The 16,079-nt window shown below is 71.8% G+C and carries 15 protein-coding genes and 1 tRNA gene; 10 read left to right on the forward strand and 6 right to left on the reverse strand.

Features of this window, described 5'->3' with window-relative positions:
* Positions 1-109: 109 nt before the first annotated feature.
* Positions 110-1,114 (forward strand): alpha/beta fold hydrolase, encoded by a 1,005-nt coding sequence (locus QF027_RS15240; protein ID WP_307075088.1) that lies wholly within the window; start codon positions 110-112, stop codon positions 1,112-1,114.
* An 83-nt stretch (positions 1,115-1,197) separates the two neighbouring features.
* Here QF027_RS15240 and QF027_RS15245 read toward each other — a convergent pair whose 3' ends face one another.
* Positions 1,198-2,394: an MFS transporter gene (locus QF027_RS15245; protein WP_306981997.1), complete on the reverse strand. Its 1,197-nt coding sequence runs from the start codon at positions 2,392-2,394 to the stop codon at positions 1,198-1,200.
* A gap of 112 nt (positions 2,395-2,506) precedes the next feature.
* Between QF027_RS15245 and QF027_RS15250 the strand changes: the two genes are divergently transcribed.
* The 3 genes from QF027_RS15250 (at position 2,507) to QF027_RS15260 (ending at position 4,889) form a co-directional block, all read left to right on the forward strand.
* Positions 2,507-3,280 (forward strand): hypothetical protein, encoded by a 774-nt coding sequence (locus QF027_RS15250; RefSeq protein WP_307075090.1) that lies wholly within the window; start codon positions 2,507-2,509, stop codon positions 3,278-3,280.
* Positions 3,281-3,313: 33 nt separating this feature from the next.
* Positions 3,314-3,862 carry a YciI family protein gene (locus QF027_RS15255; RefSeq protein WP_307075092.1) on the forward strand — a complete coding sequence of 183 codons (549 nt, stop codon included), beginning with the start codon at positions 3,314-3,316 and terminating at the stop codon, positions 3,860-3,862.
* Between the two features lie 61 nt (positions 3,863-3,923).
* Complete coding sequence (locus tag QF027_RS15260) at positions 3,924-4,889, forward strand: YihY/virulence factor BrkB family protein (RefSeq protein ID WP_307075094.1); 966 nt, start codon at positions 3,924-3,926, stop codon at positions 4,887-4,889.
* Between the two features lie 21 nt (positions 4,890-4,910).
* On the opposite strand, the gene QF027_RS15265 is transcribed toward QF027_RS15260, so the two are convergent.
* Positions 4,911-5,336 (reverse strand): DUF6003 family protein, encoded by a 426-nt coding sequence (locus QF027_RS15265; RefSeq protein ID WP_306981990.1) that lies wholly within the window; start codon positions 5,334-5,336, stop codon positions 4,911-4,913.
* Positions 5,337-5,608: 272 nt separating this feature from the next.
* Here QF027_RS15265 and QF027_RS15270 point away from each other — a divergent pair, with 272 nt between their 5' ends.
* Together QF027_RS15270 and QF027_RS15275 are read left to right on the forward strand one after the other, a co-directional pair.
* On the forward strand, positions 5,609-6,862 hold the full coding sequence (locus QF027_RS15270) for an MFS transporter (RefSeq protein ID WP_307082372.1): 1,254 nt from the start codon (positions 5,609-5,611) through the stop codon (positions 6,860-6,862).
* 88 nt (positions 6,863-6,950) lie between these two features.
* Positions 6,951-7,289: a hypothetical protein gene (locus QF027_RS15275; RefSeq protein WP_306981988.1), complete on the forward strand. Its 339-nt coding sequence runs from the start codon at positions 6,951-6,953 to the stop codon at positions 7,287-7,289.
* Positions 7,290-7,337: 48 nt separating this feature from the next.
* Here the strand turns inward: QF027_RS15275 and QF027_RS15280 are convergent.
* Positions 7,338-7,409, reverse strand: a tRNA-Val gene (locus QF027_RS15280).
* 388 nt (positions 7,410-7,797) lie between these two features.
* Here QF027_RS15280 and QF027_RS15285 point away from each other — a divergent pair.
* Positions 7,798-8,568 carry a DUF4097 family beta strand repeat-containing protein gene (locus QF027_RS15285; protein ID WP_306981987.1) on the forward strand — a complete coding sequence of 257 codons (771 nt, stop codon included), beginning with the start codon at positions 7,798-7,800 and terminating at the stop codon, positions 8,566-8,568.
* A gap of 80 nt (positions 8,569-8,648) precedes the next feature.
* Entirely contained in the window at positions 8,649-10,025 is a 1,377-nt protein-coding gene (locus tag QF027_RS15290; protein ID WP_306981985.1) for a hypothetical protein, read from the forward strand.
* Between the two features lie 98 nt (positions 10,026-10,123).
* On the opposite strand, the gene QF027_RS15295 is transcribed toward QF027_RS15290, so the two are convergent.
* On the reverse strand, positions 10,124-11,488 hold the full coding sequence (locus QF027_RS15295; RefSeq protein WP_307075096.1) for a carbohydrate-binding protein: 1,365 nt from the start codon (positions 11,486-11,488) through the stop codon (positions 10,124-10,126).
* Between the two features lie 382 nt (positions 11,489-11,870).
* Between QF027_RS15295 and QF027_RS15300 the strand changes: the two genes are divergently transcribed.
* A complete protein-coding gene (locus QF027_RS15300) occupies positions 11,871-12,095 on the forward strand; it encodes an FmdB family zinc ribbon protein (RefSeq protein WP_053850450.1) in 225 nt (74 codons plus the stop codon).
* A gap of 57 nt (positions 12,096-12,152) precedes the next feature.
* Complete coding sequence (locus tag QF027_RS15305; RefSeq protein WP_307075098.1) at positions 12,153-12,785, forward strand: DedA family protein; 633 nt, start codon at positions 12,153-12,155, stop codon at positions 12,783-12,785.
* Here QF027_RS15305 and QF027_RS15310 read toward each other — a convergent pair.
* Both QF027_RS15310 and QF027_RS15315 read right to left on the reverse strand, forming a co-directional pair.
* On the reverse strand, positions 12,760-13,584 hold the full coding sequence (locus tag QF027_RS15310) for an HAD family hydrolase (RefSeq protein ID WP_306981975.1): 825 nt from the start codon (positions 13,582-13,584) through the stop codon (positions 12,760-12,762). The genes QF027_RS15305 and QF027_RS15310 overlap by 26 nt on opposite strands.
* Positions 13,584-16,064 carry a phosphoribosyltransferase gene (locus QF027_RS15315; protein ID WP_307075100.1) on the reverse strand — a complete coding sequence of 827 codons (2,481 nt, stop codon included), beginning with the start codon at positions 16,062-16,064 and terminating at the stop codon, positions 13,584-13,586. Before QF027_RS15315 ends, QF027_RS15310 begins: the two co-directional genes overlap by 1 nt.
* Between the last annotated feature and the right edge of the window lie 15 nt (positions 16,065-16,079).

Genomic DNA, 16,079 nt, shown 5'->3' on the forward strand with positions numbered 1-16,079 from the left:
CCTGCGGTTTTGCCGAACCGGCAACAGACCTCGCGCCGGTCCGCCGCCACCCCGCAGGATCGTCGTAACCCGTAACCCGTAACCCGTAATCCGTACGCACGGAGGACACATGCCGCACCGCACCCACCGTCTGGTCCCCGGTCCCGCCGGCCGGATCCACCTCGTGGAGCAGGGCAGCGGGCCCCTGGTCCTGCTGCTGCACGGCTTCCCGGAGTCCTGGTACTCGTGGCGCCACCAGCTGCCGGTGCTGGCCGCGGCCGGATACCGCGCGGTCGCCGTGGACGTGCGCGGCTACGGCCGCTCCTCGAAGCCACAGGCGGTGGCGGCGTACCGGATGACCGAGCTGGTGGAGGACAACGCGGCCGTGGTGGAGGCACTCGGCGAGCGTTCCGCGGTGGTCGTCGGGCACGACTGGGGCGCGACGATCGCCGCGCACTCGGCGCTGCTCAGGCCGGACGTCTTCCACGCGGTCGCGCTGCTGAGCGTGCCGTACACCCCGCCCGGCGGCCCCCGCCCCAGCGAGGTCTTCGCGCGGCTCGGCGGGCAGGAGGAGTTCTACGTCTCCTACTTCCAGGAGCCCGGCCGGGCCGAGCGCGAGATCGAACCGGACGTCCGCGGCTGGCTGGCCGGCTTCTATGCCGCGCTCTCCGCCGACACCATGCCCATGACCGACCCGCACCTCGTGCCCACCGGCACGCGGCCCGCCGCCGACCCCCACTTCGTCGCACCCGGCGGCCGGCTCCGCGACCGCTTCCCCGCCGACCGCCTCCCGGCCTGGCTCACCGAGGACGATCTCGACGTCTACGCGGGCGAGTTCGAGCGCACGGGCCTGACCGGTGCCCTGAACCGCTACCGCGCGATGGACCGGGACTGGAAGGATCTCGCCGCCCACGCGGGCGCGGCGATCCGTCAGCCCTCTCTCTTCCTGGGCGGCACCCTGGACGCCTCCACCACCTGGCTCTCCGACGCCATCGACGCCTTCCCCACCACTCTCCCCGGTCTGCGCGGCGCCCATCTCCTCGAGGGCTGCGGACACTGGATCCAGCAGGAACGCCCCGAGGAGGTCGGCCGTCACCTGACCGACTGGCTGGGATCGGTCGTGACCGGTCGGTAGCGCACGTTCACCGTGGCCGCGCGGTCGCCGCTGTTGCGGAGTTCGAGGCGGAGGGGAGCACTGCCGGGGTTGTCCAGCGAAAGTCATCTCCGGACCGCCGACTCGCGGGCCTGTCTTCCGGTCGGCCTCGCTCGATGCGCGGCGACGGTCATGACGAGGACGGAGGTCAGGACGATGCCGGCGCCGACATAGAGCGGTGCGGTGTAGCCGAGGCCCGCCGTGATCGCGAGGCCTCCGGCCCAGGCGCCCAGCGCGTTGCCGATGTTGGACGCGGACACGTTGGCACTGGCGGCCAGGGCGGCCCCGTGCGCGTAGTCGGTGACGCGGGTGATCATGCCGGGCACACCGGCGAACCCGAACACCCCCATCAGGAACGCCAGCACCACCGACGCCGTGGCGCTGGTGGCGAGCAGCCCGAACACGGCCAGGGTGACGGTGAGCCCGGCCAGGGCGAGGACCAGCGCGCGGTCACGGTCCTGGTCGGCGGCCCGCCCGCCGACCAGGTTCCCGACGACCAGGCCGACGCCGTACACCATGAGCAGCCAGGCGACATCCGCCGAGGAGAAGCCGCCGACCTCGGTGAACGTGTAGGCGATATAGCTGAACGCGCCGAACATCCCGCCATAGCCGAGGGCGGTGGCCGCCAGGGTCAGCCAGACCTGCGCGGACCGGAACGCGCCGAGCTGGGCGCGCAGGCCGGTGGGGGCCGCCGGTTCCGTCGGCGGTGTCTGTCCGGCCCTCCTCGGCACGAACGCGACGATTCCCGCGAGCGCGAGCAGGCCGACCACGGTGACCGCCCAGAACGCGGCCCGCCAGCCCCAGCGCTCCCCCACCAGCGCGCCGAACGGCACGCCGAGCACGTTCGCGACGGTCAACCCGGCGAACATGACGGCCACCGCGCGGGACTTGCGCTCCGGCGCGACCAGACTGCGCGCGACCAGGGACCCGATGCCGAAGAACGAGCCGTGGCACAGCGCCGCGACGATCCGCCCGAGCAGCATCACCGGATAGCTCGGCGCGATCGCGGACAGCAGGTTGCCGAGGACGAACAGGACCACCAGGCCGACCAGGACGTGTTTGCGGGGCAACCGCGCGGTCGCCGCGGTCAGGGCGATCGCACCGACCGCCACGCTCAACGCGTATCCGGAGATCAGCCGCCCCGCGGCCGCCTCGGACACCGCGAAACTCGCCGCCACCTGGGGCAGCAGCCCCGCGATCAGAAACTCGGTCAGCCCGATGCCGAACCCACCGACGGCCAGCGCGACGAGCCCCCTTGGCATCCGTGACCGTCCGATCACCGGGCTATGCACGACAATCCTCAAGGTCCGCGTTCATGAACCGACCCTCGCGTCCCGCCCGCGGATCGGTCCATGGACAAAGGAACGACGACGCTTGGACGAAAGGGGTCCGATGTTCACGGTCGAGGAACGGGACCGCCTACGGGAGCGGTTGCTCGCGCGCGCGGAGGCCGACGACAGCGTCGTGGGCGCCGCCTTCACCGGCTCGTACGCCGTCGGGGAGGGCGACCGCTGGTCGGACACCGACCTGGTCCTGGCCGTGCGCGGCGACCTGACGCCGACGCTGGAGCGGTGGACCGGCTGGCTCTACGACGATCTCGGCGCGCGGCACCACTGGGACCTGCGCGTCGGGGCCGGCGTCATCCGCGTGTTCCTTCTGCCGGGCTGGCTGGAGATCGACCTGACCTTCGCTCCGGAGGCCGAGTTCGGCCCGCGGGGCCCGCAATGGCGGACGGTCTTCGGCCGGACCCGCCCCCTCGAACCCTTCACTCCCCCGGACGGCGACACGCTGGTCGGTCTCCTGTGGCATCACGCCCTCCACGCGCGCGTGTGCGTCGAGCGCGCCCGCTGGTGGCAGGCCGAACACTGGATCAGCGCCCTGCGCGACCACGTGATCGCCTTGGCCTGCCTGCGACTCGGCCACCCGGCCGCGCACGCGAAGGGCGCCCATCTGCTCCCCGGCGGCCTCTCGGCCGCGCTGGAGACGACTCTCGTCCACTCGCTCACCGCCACGGAGCTGCACCGCGCCCTGAGCGCCACGGTCGGCGTCGTCACGGCCGAACTCGAACGCTTCCGTCCCGAACTCGCCACCCGTCTGGTCCCGATGTTCTCGGAGCTGACGAACACGCCGCCCGCGAAATGCCGTTGAGATGACGCCACCCGTGGACGAGGCTCCGTGGTCATGGAGTTCTTCTGTTACCACCGTGACCGGCCCGGCTCCCTGCCTCTGCGTGAGGAGCTGGCGGAAGCGCACTGGTCGTACATGGATCGGTACGCGGCCGAACTGATCGCCCGCGGGCCGACGTTCGCCGCCGACGGTGAGACCCCGACCGGGAGCGTGCACATCGTCGAGCTGCCCGATCCCGCCGCGGCCCGCGCGTTCGCGTTCGACGAGCCCAACTACCAGGCCGGCGCGTACCGGGACGTATTGCTGCGCCGCTGGCGGAACCTGCTGGGCCGCACCATGCGGGACTTCCCCGGCGGCCGGACCGGCGGCGACCGGTACCTGGTGCTCGGTCTCGGCTCGGGAGAGGCCGCCGACGTCGCCGTACCGCCCGAAAGGGACGACCTGATCGCCTACGGCCCCCTCCTCTCGGACGACGCCACCACCTGGCTGGGTACGGCGGCCCTGGTCCGCGCCCCGGATCCGGACCGGGCACGGGCCGTGCTGACCGCGGACCGGTACGCCGCGCTGGAGGTCCACGAGTGGGAGTTCGGCGGGCGACGCTGACAACCTGGTTCTCGGGGCAACCGCACAGGGACCAGCCGTCCGAGCAAGGAGCGTCCACGCCATGGGTACCGCCGTCCGCGTCCCGCAGACCAGGGACATGATCGGGGACGAGCTCTCCGGAGACGAGGCCTTCACCGCCCTGCGCCACTACGGCGGGCTGCGGCTGCTGGCCGACTCCTTCGCGCGGTTCCGTTATGCCGACGGCTTCACCAATGCCCGGGCCCTCGCCTTCCAGGTGGTGCTCGGGCTGGTTCCGTGCACCGTGGCGCTGGTCGGCCTCGCCACGTCGGTGCACACGGAGGGCGTGGGCCGGATCATCGAGCTCACACTCGGCCGGATCGTGCCGGGCGCGAGCGCCGACATCGTGAAGGACGCCTTCGACGGGACCCGGCGCACCGCGCACGGCGATGTCTGGAGCACGCTCGCCCTGTGGCTCGGTCTGGGCTTCGCGCTGCTGAACCTCGCCTCGGCCATGGGCCAGATCGAACGCGGCGCGAACCGGATCTACGGCATCGAGCGCGACCGTCCCTTCCCGCGCAAGTACGCGCGCGGGATCGTGCTCGCGCTCGCCGCCGGTCTGCCCCTGGTGCTGGGGTTCGTCGTGCTGGTGGCCGGAGAGGCGGTGGGCGACGCGGTGGCCGAGTCCGCGGGCCGGGAGGGCGGCGGGCCGCGCTGGTGGGGTGTGCTGGACCTGCCGGTGGGGCTCGCGCTGGCCTGGGTGGCCTCCGCCGTGATCTTCCGCTGGTCGCCGCGCCGTGTACAGCCCGGTTACACCTGGCTGGCCTTCGGCTCGGCCGTGCATCTGCTGCTGTGGGTGGCGGCCACCTGGCTGCTCGCCCTGTACGTCGAGGAGAGCGGTGCCTTCGGCGCCGTGTACGGGCCGCTCACCGCCTTCATCGCCCTGCTGCTGTGGGCCAACCTCACCGCCGTCGCGCTCTTCCTCGGCATCGCGTTCGCCGCCCAGCTGGAGGCGGCCCGCGCCGGCGTCGAGTCGGTCGTCCATCCGGATCCCGGCCCGGGGATGTGAGGCCGGACGGCGGTCTCGTCGTCAGCCTTCCGCGGCGGCGGTGACCGTCGCGGGGTCCACGCCGGTCAGTTCGACGATGCGGTGCGCCGGCACGCCGGCGGCCAGTGCGCGTCCGATCAGGCCGTCCCGGCCGTCCGCGCAGTCGCGGTAGGCCAGCAGCTCCTCCTCGACCCCGGCGAGCGACTCCGGCGCCAGGTGGTGGCGGACCCGGCTCAGTTCCTCGTCACTCAGCGGCACCGGCAGCCGCTCGGCCCCCTCGGGCACGGCGGCGGTCTCCTCCGGTGGCAGCAGACGCAGGTGCGGGGAGGTCGCCGTGGTCCCCTGCGCGTCCAGCCACGCGCGCACCGCGGGAGTCTCCAGGCACGCGAGATCGCCGACGGCGGCGGGGGCCACGCCGAGTTGCGCGGACGCGTCGTCGAGCAGGAACAGGTAGGCGTCGTCGGTCATCCTCGGCTCCTTCTCCGTACTGCTCCTCAACAGGGGCTGATCGGCATCCCATTACCCCGCCTCGCACGGCTAATGTTCTGGTTCGGCGAGTGACCGAAGAGGAGCGAGGACATGCCCGGTTTTCCGAGCGCGCGTTGACGTCGTAGGCCGTGACCGGCCTGTCATCGCGTGCTGCCCTCGATGGTGCGGCACAGCCAGCCTTCGATCCGAGGATCTCCGTGCCGTCCTTTTCCTCCGATATACCCGATTCCATTCGATCTGCCCCGTCGAGTCTGTGGCGGGACCGTGACTTCCGTCGCCTCTGGGTGGGCCAGACGGCCTCCCAACTCGGTGAACACACAACTCTGTTGGTGTTGCCGCTCTTCGCCGTCCTGACACTCGACGCCGGCGCCGGCCAGCTGGGTGTCCTGCGAGCGGTGGGGCAGGCACCGATCCTGTTGCTCACGCTCTTCGTCGGCGCGTGGGTGGACAGATGGCGGACCCGCACGGTGATGGTGCTGACGGACGCCGGCCGGACCCTGGCACTGGGCGCCGCCGCCCTGGGCGGTCTCCTCGGTCTGCTCGGCCTGCCCGCGCTGCTCGTGGTCACCTTCACCGTGGGAGCCCTGTCCGTGTTCTTCGACGTGGCCTACCAGGCGTCTCTCGTGCGGCTGGTGAGACGTGATCAGCTGGTGCGGGGCAACAGCGCGCTCGAGGGCAGCCGGTCCGCGGCCCAGATCGGCGGTCCCGCCCTCGGCGGTGCGCTGGTGTCACTGCTGTCGGCGCCGATCGCCGCAGCCGCCGGCGCGCTGTTCTTCGCGCTGTCGTTCCTGTCGATCCGGCGGATCCGTCACCGCGAATCGATCCCGGCGCATTCGGAACGGCCCCCTCGCACAGGGCGGCGTATCCACGAGGGCCTCCGTTTCGTCGCCGGCGACCCCTTGCTGCGGACCGTGTGCCTGGCCTCGGCCGCCTTCCAGTTCTGCTTCGCGGCCATGATGACCGTCTATCTGCTCTTCCTGCCGCGGGAGCTGCACCTGTCGGGCACCGCCGTCGGGCTGGCCCTCGCGGCGACGGGGCCGGGCGCGCTCCTGGGCTCGGTGCTGGCCGCCCGGCTGCCGGGCCGGTTCGGTTACGGCGTGGTGCTCATGTCCGCGGCGGCACTCGGCGACGGCGCGTTCCTGTGCGTGCCCGCGCTGCACGGCTCCACCGCGGTGACGCTTCCCGTGCTCCTCGCGGTCGGCTTCGTGTTCGGGGCGGGTGGCCAGTTGGTGAACGTCACGGTCATGGCCGTCCGGCAGACGGCCACCCCGGACGGGATGCAGGGCCGCGCGGCCGCCACGATCACGTTCGTCGGCATGGGGATGACCCCGCTCGGCTCCCTGCTCGGCGGATTCCTCGCGCAGGAGTGGGGATTGCGCACCAGTCTCCTGGTGACGGCGGCGGGCATGCTGCTGTCCCCGGTGGTGATGGCCCTGTCCCCGCTCGCTCGCCTGGGACGGTCGCTTCCAGCACGCGAAGGACGCACCGACCCGACGTCACCCTGATGCCGGTGGGCGGGACCGACCGCCCCCGTTCGCATGAACCTCCCGAAGCCACTCGCAACCCAAAATCGAACAGGCGTAGCATTGTGCCGTGGCTACGACCTATGACTTTCCGAGTGACCTCCTCGCCGGTCAGGAGGAGCTGCATCAGGTCCGGGCCGAGCTGTCGGCCCTGCTCAAGCGGCTTCCCTGGTCGGTCGCGCCGCTGGACGGCTTCAGCGACAGCAACGGCTGGCGGAAGGTGGAGCGCCCCGCCTCCCCCGGCTGGACGCCCGACGAACAGGCCGAGGTGGAAAAGCTCCGGCAGCGCGAACACGAACTCGCGGTCTTCGTCACCACCCACCGCTTCTGGACGGAAGTGGCGACATCGGAACGCGTGGACGCCCGCACCAAGCTGAAGCACGCGTCCCGCAGGCCGGAAACCGGCTGAACGACAAAGGACCCCGGCCGAAGATCGGCCGGGGTCCTCTTTCCGGTGTGGGCGCGGACGGTTTCGAACCGCCGACATCCTGCTTGTAAGGCAGGCGCTCTACCCCTGAGCTACGCACCCGAGACGAGTCGACAGCCTACCTTGCCCGGGACCCTGTCCCGCAAACCGCTCCGGTGGAGCGGGGGCCCCGCACGCCGGCACCGTACCCGGCGTCCCAGATCGCATGATCACGTCAGCCCGATCGGCCCAGGGCACCGCAAGCCTGCGGGCCGATCATCACCCGATCGAGCCAACTCGACCTCAATCACGCTCTCCGGGAAGCAGCTGCAAACCCTTGGCCGGGGCCCGGCGGAGTCAGGGCAGGAGTCAGGGTTGATACGGGGGAAAACCCCACCCTCGATCCGGGAGCGACCCGGATCCCCCGCGGGAGCCCCGGTCCCTAGGGTCGAAGCAGGGTCGCGGACTGCCCGCGGCCGCCCGTCCAGGGCTAGATCAGGGGGAGATCGTCATGGTCCGTTCCGTTCCCGTACGTGCCGCCACCGCGGCCGGAGTCGTCGCGCTCGTCGTCGCGGGGGCCACCGCCTGCGGCGCCTCCGCCGGGGACGACAAGACCCCCGACCACAAGTCCTTCGCCCTCCACGGCCGCACCCTCACCGTCGACTCCGACGACTCGGCGCTGGAGATCGTCGCCGCCGATTCGAACAAGGCGGGCACGGTCGAGGTCACCCGCTGGTTCCAGGGGACCGTCGCCGTCGGCAAGGACCCCGAGGTGACCTGGTCGATGAAGGACGACCGGCTGGTGCTGCGCATGAAGTGCAGCGGTGTCGTCGCCGACTGCGCCGCCAAGCACCGCATCGAGGTGCCGCGGGACATCAGCGTGAAGATCCAGGACGGCGACGGCAGTGTGCGGGCCCGCGGGTTCACCCGGCCGCTGAGCATCAGCACCGGCGACGGTTCCGTGCGGGTCACCGACTCCAGTGGGCCGCTGGAGCTGCACACCGGCGACGGCTCCATGAGGGCGGACGTCACCTCCCGCCGCATCACCGCCCGTACCGGCGACGGCTCGCTCCACCTGGAACTCGGCGCCGTACCGGACCGGGTGGAGACCCGCAGCGGTGACGGCTCCGTGACCGTCGAGCTGCCGAAGGCCACCTACCGCGTGGACACCAAGACCGGCGACGGAGGGGTCGACGTGTCCGTGCCCCGGTCCGACTCCAGCGACCACGTGGTGTCCGCCCAGAGCGGAGACGGGAAGGTCACGGTGCGAACCGCGAACTAACCGGGCCGTGTGTTCGTCCCTTACCGGTGGGAGAATGACACCGGGCACCGCCAGGACGGACCACAGCACGGGAGAGGGATGTGACGGCGACACCATCGCAGCCGTACTCGTCGTCGTCGGTGCCGCGCGCACACCGCCAGGCGCTCAAGGACACCCTCACCCTCGTCGGTCTGCCCCTGTTCGCCGCACTCGCGTTGCCGGCCGCGTTCGCCGGCGGCGGCACCCGGCGCTGGTTCGGCGGACGGGCGGAGAGCCAGCGGGCCGAGGCGCAGGCCGCGAAGGACGCGGCCGCCGCCGCGTTCTACGAACTGGACACCGCCCAGCGGGATCTGCGGATCTCGATCGAGACCATCACGGCCGTGGACGACTCCCCCGCCGCCCGGCGGGCGGTCGCCGACTTCCAGGCGATCAGCGGGCGGATCGACGAGGCCAGTAGTCACTACATCGAGGCCGTCGACGCCCATGATCTCGACCGGGACGACCTGGAGGCCTCGGTCGCCGCACACGCGCGTACCGAGCTCACCCGGGCCAAGGACGACCTCGTCAACGTCAAGCGGGAGCTGGACCGTTTCGGCGACAGCCTCGGACCGCTGCTGGGCAAGGCCGAGACCCAGCTCGCCCGCCTCGCCCCGGCGGTCGAGCGGGCCCGGCAGGGGCTGCTGGCCGCCTCCAACGCCCTGGACGCCGTACGGAAGTCGGGGCTGAAGGCGGACGACCTCGCCGCCCGGCTCGCCGCCCTCGGCCCCGAACTGACCAAGCTCAATCAGGGCGCGGGACAGCACGGCGTGCCGCAGACCCTGGAGCGGGCCGAACGGGTCGCGCGGGAGGCCGAGTCGATCCGGGTGGAGGCCGAGCGGCTGCCGGAACGGGCCGCGGAGATCGACCACCGGCTCGTCTCCCTGCGCACCCGCGCCGAGGCCCTCACCACCCGCGCGGGCCAGGTCGACCCGGTGCTCAGCGAACTGCGCCGCCGGTTCACGGCCGCCTGCTGGCAGGACCTCCAGCACGTCCCGGACCAGGCCACGGAGAACGTACGGCAGGCCGAGCAGAAACTCCGCGAGGCCCGCGCCGCGCGGGACGAACAGCGCTGGCCGGACGCGACCTCCCTGCTCTCCACGGTCCGCGCCCTGCTCAACACCACCGACGAGTCCGTCTCCGCCGCCGGCGACCGGCTGCGCCGGCTGAACGCCGTGCAGAAGGACCCCCAGCAGGAGATCGACCGCACCCGCTTCGCCATCCGCGACGCCCAACGCCTCGCCATGAGCGGCCGCAACACCCCCGACCCCAGGCACGCCCGCCCGTTGGACGACTCCGTGGCCCGCCTGGACCGGGCGATCGGCACCCTGGAGGGCCGCCACCCCGACTACTGGCACTTCCTGACCGAGACGGAAGCGGTACGGCAGACGGTGGCGCGGGTGGTCTCGCAGATCCGTGAGGAGCGCGGGGGCTCGCACTGAGAGTGCGTCGCTCGTCGACTACTCACGAGCGGGAGATTGAATCTCGCACGAGACAGACAAATCTCCCTTTTTGCCGCCGCTTTCTCGGCACCGCGTCCTCAGACGCGCTGCCACAGGGCCGGAGCGAGGGCCGGCTGCCACGCGGCCTGTGCCTGATGGGGCTGCAGGCACTCGTAGGAGACGCCGTCGTGGGTCACCCGCGCGCCCGCCTCGTACACCCGGCCCGCGGCCCAGCCACCCGTCTGACCGTCCTCGGGGACGGTGGCACCGCTCGTTCCGGTGCTTGTCCTGAGAGTGAGGCCGTAGGTGCTGAGCAGCGGGTTGATCGGCTGGTAGAAGGTCGTTCCGCCGCTCGTGCAGTCGCCGGAACCCCCGGACGTGACGCCCTGGGCCTGGGCTCCCGAGATGTACGAGCCACCGGAGTCGCCCGGCTCCGCGCACACCGTCGTACGGGTCACGCCGTCGATGGTGCCCTCGGCGTAGGTGACGCTCGTGTCGTGCTGCTCGATCGTGCCGCAGTGCCAGCCGCTGGTGGAACCGGACCGGCACACCGCGGCACCCGTCAGGGCCTGCACCGAGCCGGCGGTCTGAACGTCCTGGCCGCCCTCCCCCTTGACGGCGGGCGTCGCGGTCCAGTCACTGTTGACGCCCACCCATGCCATGTCCCGCCCGGGGAAGACGGACGCCTGGAAGGTGCCCTGGGCGACCTGGTTGAACCCGGTGGTCTTCGCCCCCGCCTTCCCACAGTGGCCGGCCGTCGCGAACCCCTGCTGGTCGCCCTTGGTGACGCCGAATCCCACGGAACAGCGGGCCGTGCCGTCGATGTAGAAGGCGTCACCGCCCCGGATGTCGTACAGGGCGCGCGGCTGGTCGGCCGACACCTTGACGTCCACGATCGCGCTGTCGACGCCGGCGGCCGCGATGAGCGTGTTGGCGGCGCCGCGGCTCTTCGCCTGCACCGTCACCCGGTTGGTCCGAACGTCGATGTAGCGGACCGGCGTGTCCAGGGCCTCGCCGGTCACGGAGGCGTCCAACTTCGCCTTGGCGGTCTTCAGGTCCTGCAGCGGGGTTTTGACGACCACTGCCCGCGCTCCACCGGCCTCGATGGCGGGGGTGTCCGCGGCATCGGTGGTCGCGACCGTCAGGTCCGCGGAGGTGTCGCCGCTCACCCACGCTCCAGCGAACCGCTTGCCCAGCGCGTTCTGGAGGCGGCCGGCGCGAGCGCCCGCTTCGGCCTCGTTGACCAGGCGCGTCCTGGCCTGATCCTCGGTCAGGCGCAGATCACGCTTCAGCGCCCGCAGGACCGCGGGCGAGGGATTGTTCGCGTCGAGCGTCCCGGTGGCGGAGGGCGCCGGCGTCGGCGCGGGGGGCTCTACGGCCGCGGCCGCGGGCAGCCCCGTGAGCACGAGGGCACTGAGCAGCGTCAACGCGGCACAGCCGGCCGAAGCGTGTCTGTGGACCATCAGGCATCTCCTCGGTGCGAGTACAAAAGGTCTCGAATCCCTAGGTTTTGCCGAGAACGCCACAGACGATGTCCGCTTCCTGCCCGTTCCACGCATCGGACGACAAGAAAGGGCCGCCCGGCGGAGCACGGGATGCCGGCGGGCCGACACCGGCCGCCGGTGCCCGGCAGTTCCTCAGGCGGGCTGGAGGCCCGGTTCCTGAAGTCGGCCCGCTCCTGCTTGCGGTCGAGTGTGAACGGATCGCTGGGAATCCTCGCCGCGGTGACCGTGAGAAAGCGGCGCCGCTCGAAGTACCGGGCGGCGGCGAGCAGTTCGGGATGACACTAATCGAACAAAGATCAGAATTCGGGCACCCAGCCGGGGCGCCGGTTAACCTGTGCTCATGCCTCGCTACGAGTACCGCTGCCGGACCTGCGGCGACACCTTCGAACTGAGCCGTCCCATGGCCGAGTCCTCCGCCCCCGCCGACTGCCCGGCGGGCCACGACGACACGGTGAAGCTGCTGTCGACGGTGGCGGTGGGCGGCTCGGCGTCCGCGTCGGCCCCGGCGCCCCAGGCGGGTGGGGGCGGTGGAGGCGGCTGCTGCGGCGGAGGCTGCTGCGGCTGACCGCCGTACGCACCCCTCTTCAGGCTGCCTTCAGGTCGGCCTCCCTAGCGTGTGCCCATGTCAGCCATCGCCTGGGTCAACGGCCTCATGGACACGCTCGGCGCGCCCGGTGCCGGGATCGCCGTCGCCCTGGAGAACCTCTTCCCGCCGATCCCGAGCGAGGCGATCCTGCCGCTCGCCGGCTTCGCGGCGAGCACCGGCCGGATGAGCGTGGTCGCCGTGCTGCTGTGGACGACGGCGGGCTCGGTGATCGGTGCCCTCGCGCTCTACGGCGTCGGCGCGCTCCTCGGCCGGGACCGCACGGTGGCGCTCGCGGCCCGGCTGCCCCTCGTCAAGGTCTCGGACATCGAGAGGACCGAGGCCTGGTTCCTGCGCCACGGCACCAAGGCGGTGTTCTTCGGCCGGATGATCCCGGTCTTCCGCAGCCTCGTCTCCGTCCCGGCCGGCGTCGAACGCATGCCGCTGCCCGTGTTCCTGACGCTGACCACCTTGGGCAGCGCCCTGTGGAACACGGCGTTCGTCCTCGCGGGCCACGCCCTGGGCGCCAACTGGACCCAGGTCACCGACGTGGTGTCCGCGTACTCGAAGGTCGTCCTCGCGCTCGCCGCGCTCGCGGTCGTGGCCTTCGTCGCCGTACGACTGCTGCGGCGAGGCCGGCCGAGTCCTACTGAGGTGTCCGAGCCGTCCTGAGGAACTCGCGCAGGATCCGCTCCCCCGCCGCGACACCCCGCTCCGGCAGCGCGGTGATCGCCGGAGCCGTCCAGCCCACGTCCGCCAGCTCCCCGTGTCCGGGCCGCCAGCCCCGGTCGGCCGCGAGGAGCAGGTCGGCGTCCAGCAGGGAGTCACCCGCGGCCAGCGTCACGCAGGCCCCGGTGCGCCGGGCCACCTCGCGCATGGCCGCGCTCTTGGTGAGCGGCTTGGGGACGGCGTAGATCTTGCGGCCCTGGAGGGAGACCGTCCAGCCGCGGTTCTCGGCCCACACCGCGAGCTCCTTCACCCAGTCCTCGGGCAGCAGTTCACGCTCGACGACGAGGTAGACGAAGAGATCCTCGGCGATCCGGTGCTTGCGCACCCACAGGGGATCGGCCGTCTCCTGGAGGTGCGCGCGGATCTCCTCGAGAGGTGCGCACTCGTCGGCGAGGCGGGCCGTGACGCGGGTGTGCCAGTCGAGGTCGGTGACGCCGTCGACCAGCAGGTGGCCGCCGTTCGCGCAGATCGCGTAAGTGGGCGCGGGGCCCGGCAGGTTGATGCGCTGGTACTGCTTGCGGGTGCGGGTCGTCGTCGGCACGAAGACCGCCGTGTCCCCGAGCTCGGAGAGCAGCCCGGCCGCGGTCTCCGTCATGTACGACAGCGGCCTGCTCTCGTGCACCTCGACGCAGAGCAGCCTCGGCGCCCGCGCGTCCGGCATGGTGAGCGCCAGGGCGGCGGCGGAGTAGATGAGCGTACGGTCGAGGTCGCTCGCCACGAGCACCGGAGGCTGCGTCGGCATCAGAGGGTCACCGCCCTGCCGTCGGCGCCCGTCGCGCCCCGCGTGTACTTGGGGTGGATCAACCCCACGCAGGTGTACGGGAGTTCGGCGACCTCTTCCACCGGGACACCTCTCTGCTCGGCCAACAGGCGTACGTGGTCCAGGTCGGCGCCCGCACCGGCCCGCGCCAGGATCTTCCAGGGCACCCGGCGCAGCAGCACCCGGGTGGTCTCGCCGACGCCCGGCTTGACGAGGTTGACGTCGTGGATGCCGTACTCCTCACTGATGCGTTCGACGGCCGCCCAGCCCTCCCAGGTGGGCTCCCGGTCGCCGGCGAGGAGCTCCTTGACCTGTGCGCCGACCGCCTCGGCGACCTCGGGGAAGCGGGCGGCGACGGCGTCCAGGAATTCCACCGACATATCCGCGCCGGCGAGTTCGCGATAGAACTTCGCGCCGTGGAAGTCGTCCGGGCCGACCAGGTCCGCACGCAGGACCGTGCGCGAAATCAGGCCGGACACCGTGGAGTTGAGACACGCGGAGGGGATGAGGAAGTCCTCGCGGGTGCCGTACGTCTTCACGCACGAGCCCGGGTCGGCGAGTACGGCGATCTCCGGGTCGAACCCGACGGGACCACCCTCGGCCTCGAACTGCTTTATCGCTTCCGCCAGTTCACGCGTGATCGCGCCCTTGCCGGTCCAGCCGTCGACGAACACGACGTCAGCGGGGTCGTGGTGGCCGGCCAGCCAGCGCAGGGCGTTGGCGTCGATGCCGCGGCCCCGGACGATCGAGACCGCGTAGTGCGGCAGTTCGAGGCCGTGGCGGAACTGGGCCCAGCGGCGCATCAGGACGCCGACGGGGGTGCCGGCGCGGGCGAGGGAGACCAGGACGGGGCGGGGCGAGCGCTCCTGGAGCACGATCTCCGTCACCGCGCCGACCGCCTGGGCGAGCCTCGCGGAGGACTCCTGGAGGGCCGTCCGGAACAGCTCCTGGTACTGGTCGCTCGGCTGGTACTCCACCGGCAGCGATTCCGCGTAGTGCGCGCCACCGCTCTGGATGGCCTCCTCGCGCTCCTCGGTCGGCGCCTCCAGCGTGACGTCCGAGAGGTCCTGGAGCAGCCAGCCGACCTCCTCGGGGGCGTACGAGGAGAAGGCGGGGCCGCGGAGGGGCTCGGAGAGCATGGGGGGCCTTTCGGGGGTGTAGCTGGGGACGACGGTGAGGACGACCTGCCGGGTGTGCGCGGCGAGTTGGGCCAGGAGGCCGTCGGGGGCGTGCAGTTCGGGGGTGTCGGCGGTGTCGTCGACGACGGCGATCACGGTGTCGAAACCTGCTCCGGCGACGTTGTACGCGTAGCGGTCGCCGGGGCCGTCCGCCGGGGTGTCGTGGGCCGGGAAGACGAGGCGGGTGCGGATGGCGTAACCGGGGTCGTCCACGGCCAGGACGGGTGAGCGGGTGGTCGTGGAGTAGGTCACCTCCACACCTTCAGCGACCTGTTCGAGTTCGCGGGCGAATCTCAGGGGGGCGTACATCAGCTCTTCGAAGCCGAGGACGTGTACGCGGCGGGCGTCTGCCGGGAGGGCCTCGGCGAGCCTTGCGGCCATGGCGGGAAGCGCGGACTCCAGGCGTATTCGGTGCGCCGGAGTGAAACCGTGACGGCCGCCGTCGGGGAGGTCTCGGGGCCACGACAGGTCTATGCGGTTGATTGCCTGGTGCGGGCGGGTGGGGGCTGGTCGCGCCCGCGCGGCGGTAGCCGCAGATTCAACACAGCCCCGCGCCCCTACGGCACTTTCGTACTCGGCGACCAGATGTTGCCCCTTCTCCAGCACGCCGTCGGGCAGGCGTACGGTGCCTGAAGCCGCTGCCACCAGGTCCACCCGCGCGTTGATCTCGCCGGCGAAGTCGTCCAGTCGACTCGCATCCTCCTCCGACCGCATGTCCACCAGGGCGACCACCACGTACCGGCCCCGCGGATACCGCTCGTGCAGATCCCTGATCGTGTTCAGGACCGTGTTGCCCGTCGAGAACTCGTCGTCGACCAGCACCAGGGGGCCGTCGCCGGCGAGGAGCGCGGGGTCCTCCGGGAGGAGCAGGTGGGACGTGGCGTGGGAGTGGGACTCCTCGAAGCCGCCCGCGGGGGCCACGCCGGGGACCGGGCGGCGGGTGGAGTGGAGGTAGGGGGCGAGAGCGATGCCGTCGGCGACGGAGTGGCCGAGACCTGTCGCCGTCTCCGCGTAGCCGAGGACGACCGCCCGGGCCGCCTCCTCGTCGCCCAGCAGGTCCCGGACCCTGCGGCCCAGCGCGAAGCCCTGTCCGTAGACCACCGACGGCGACTGCGGGACGTGCTTGCCCAGCACGTTGGAGACCAGCAGATGGGCCCGCTTGGGGTTGCGGCGCAGCGCCAGTCCCAGCAGGTCGGTCAGCCGGCTGTCGCCCACGAGTTCGACGCCGAGCCGGTCGGCGACCCACGTCCCCGACCAGACCTGGTCGTTCACTGCCTTGTTCATGCGTCCCTTGGTGTT

This window comes from Streptomyces canus (assembly GCF_030816965.1).
GTDB classification, from domain to species: domain Bacteria; phylum Actinomycetota; class Actinomycetes; order Streptomycetales; family Streptomycetaceae; genus Streptomyces; species Streptomyces canus_E.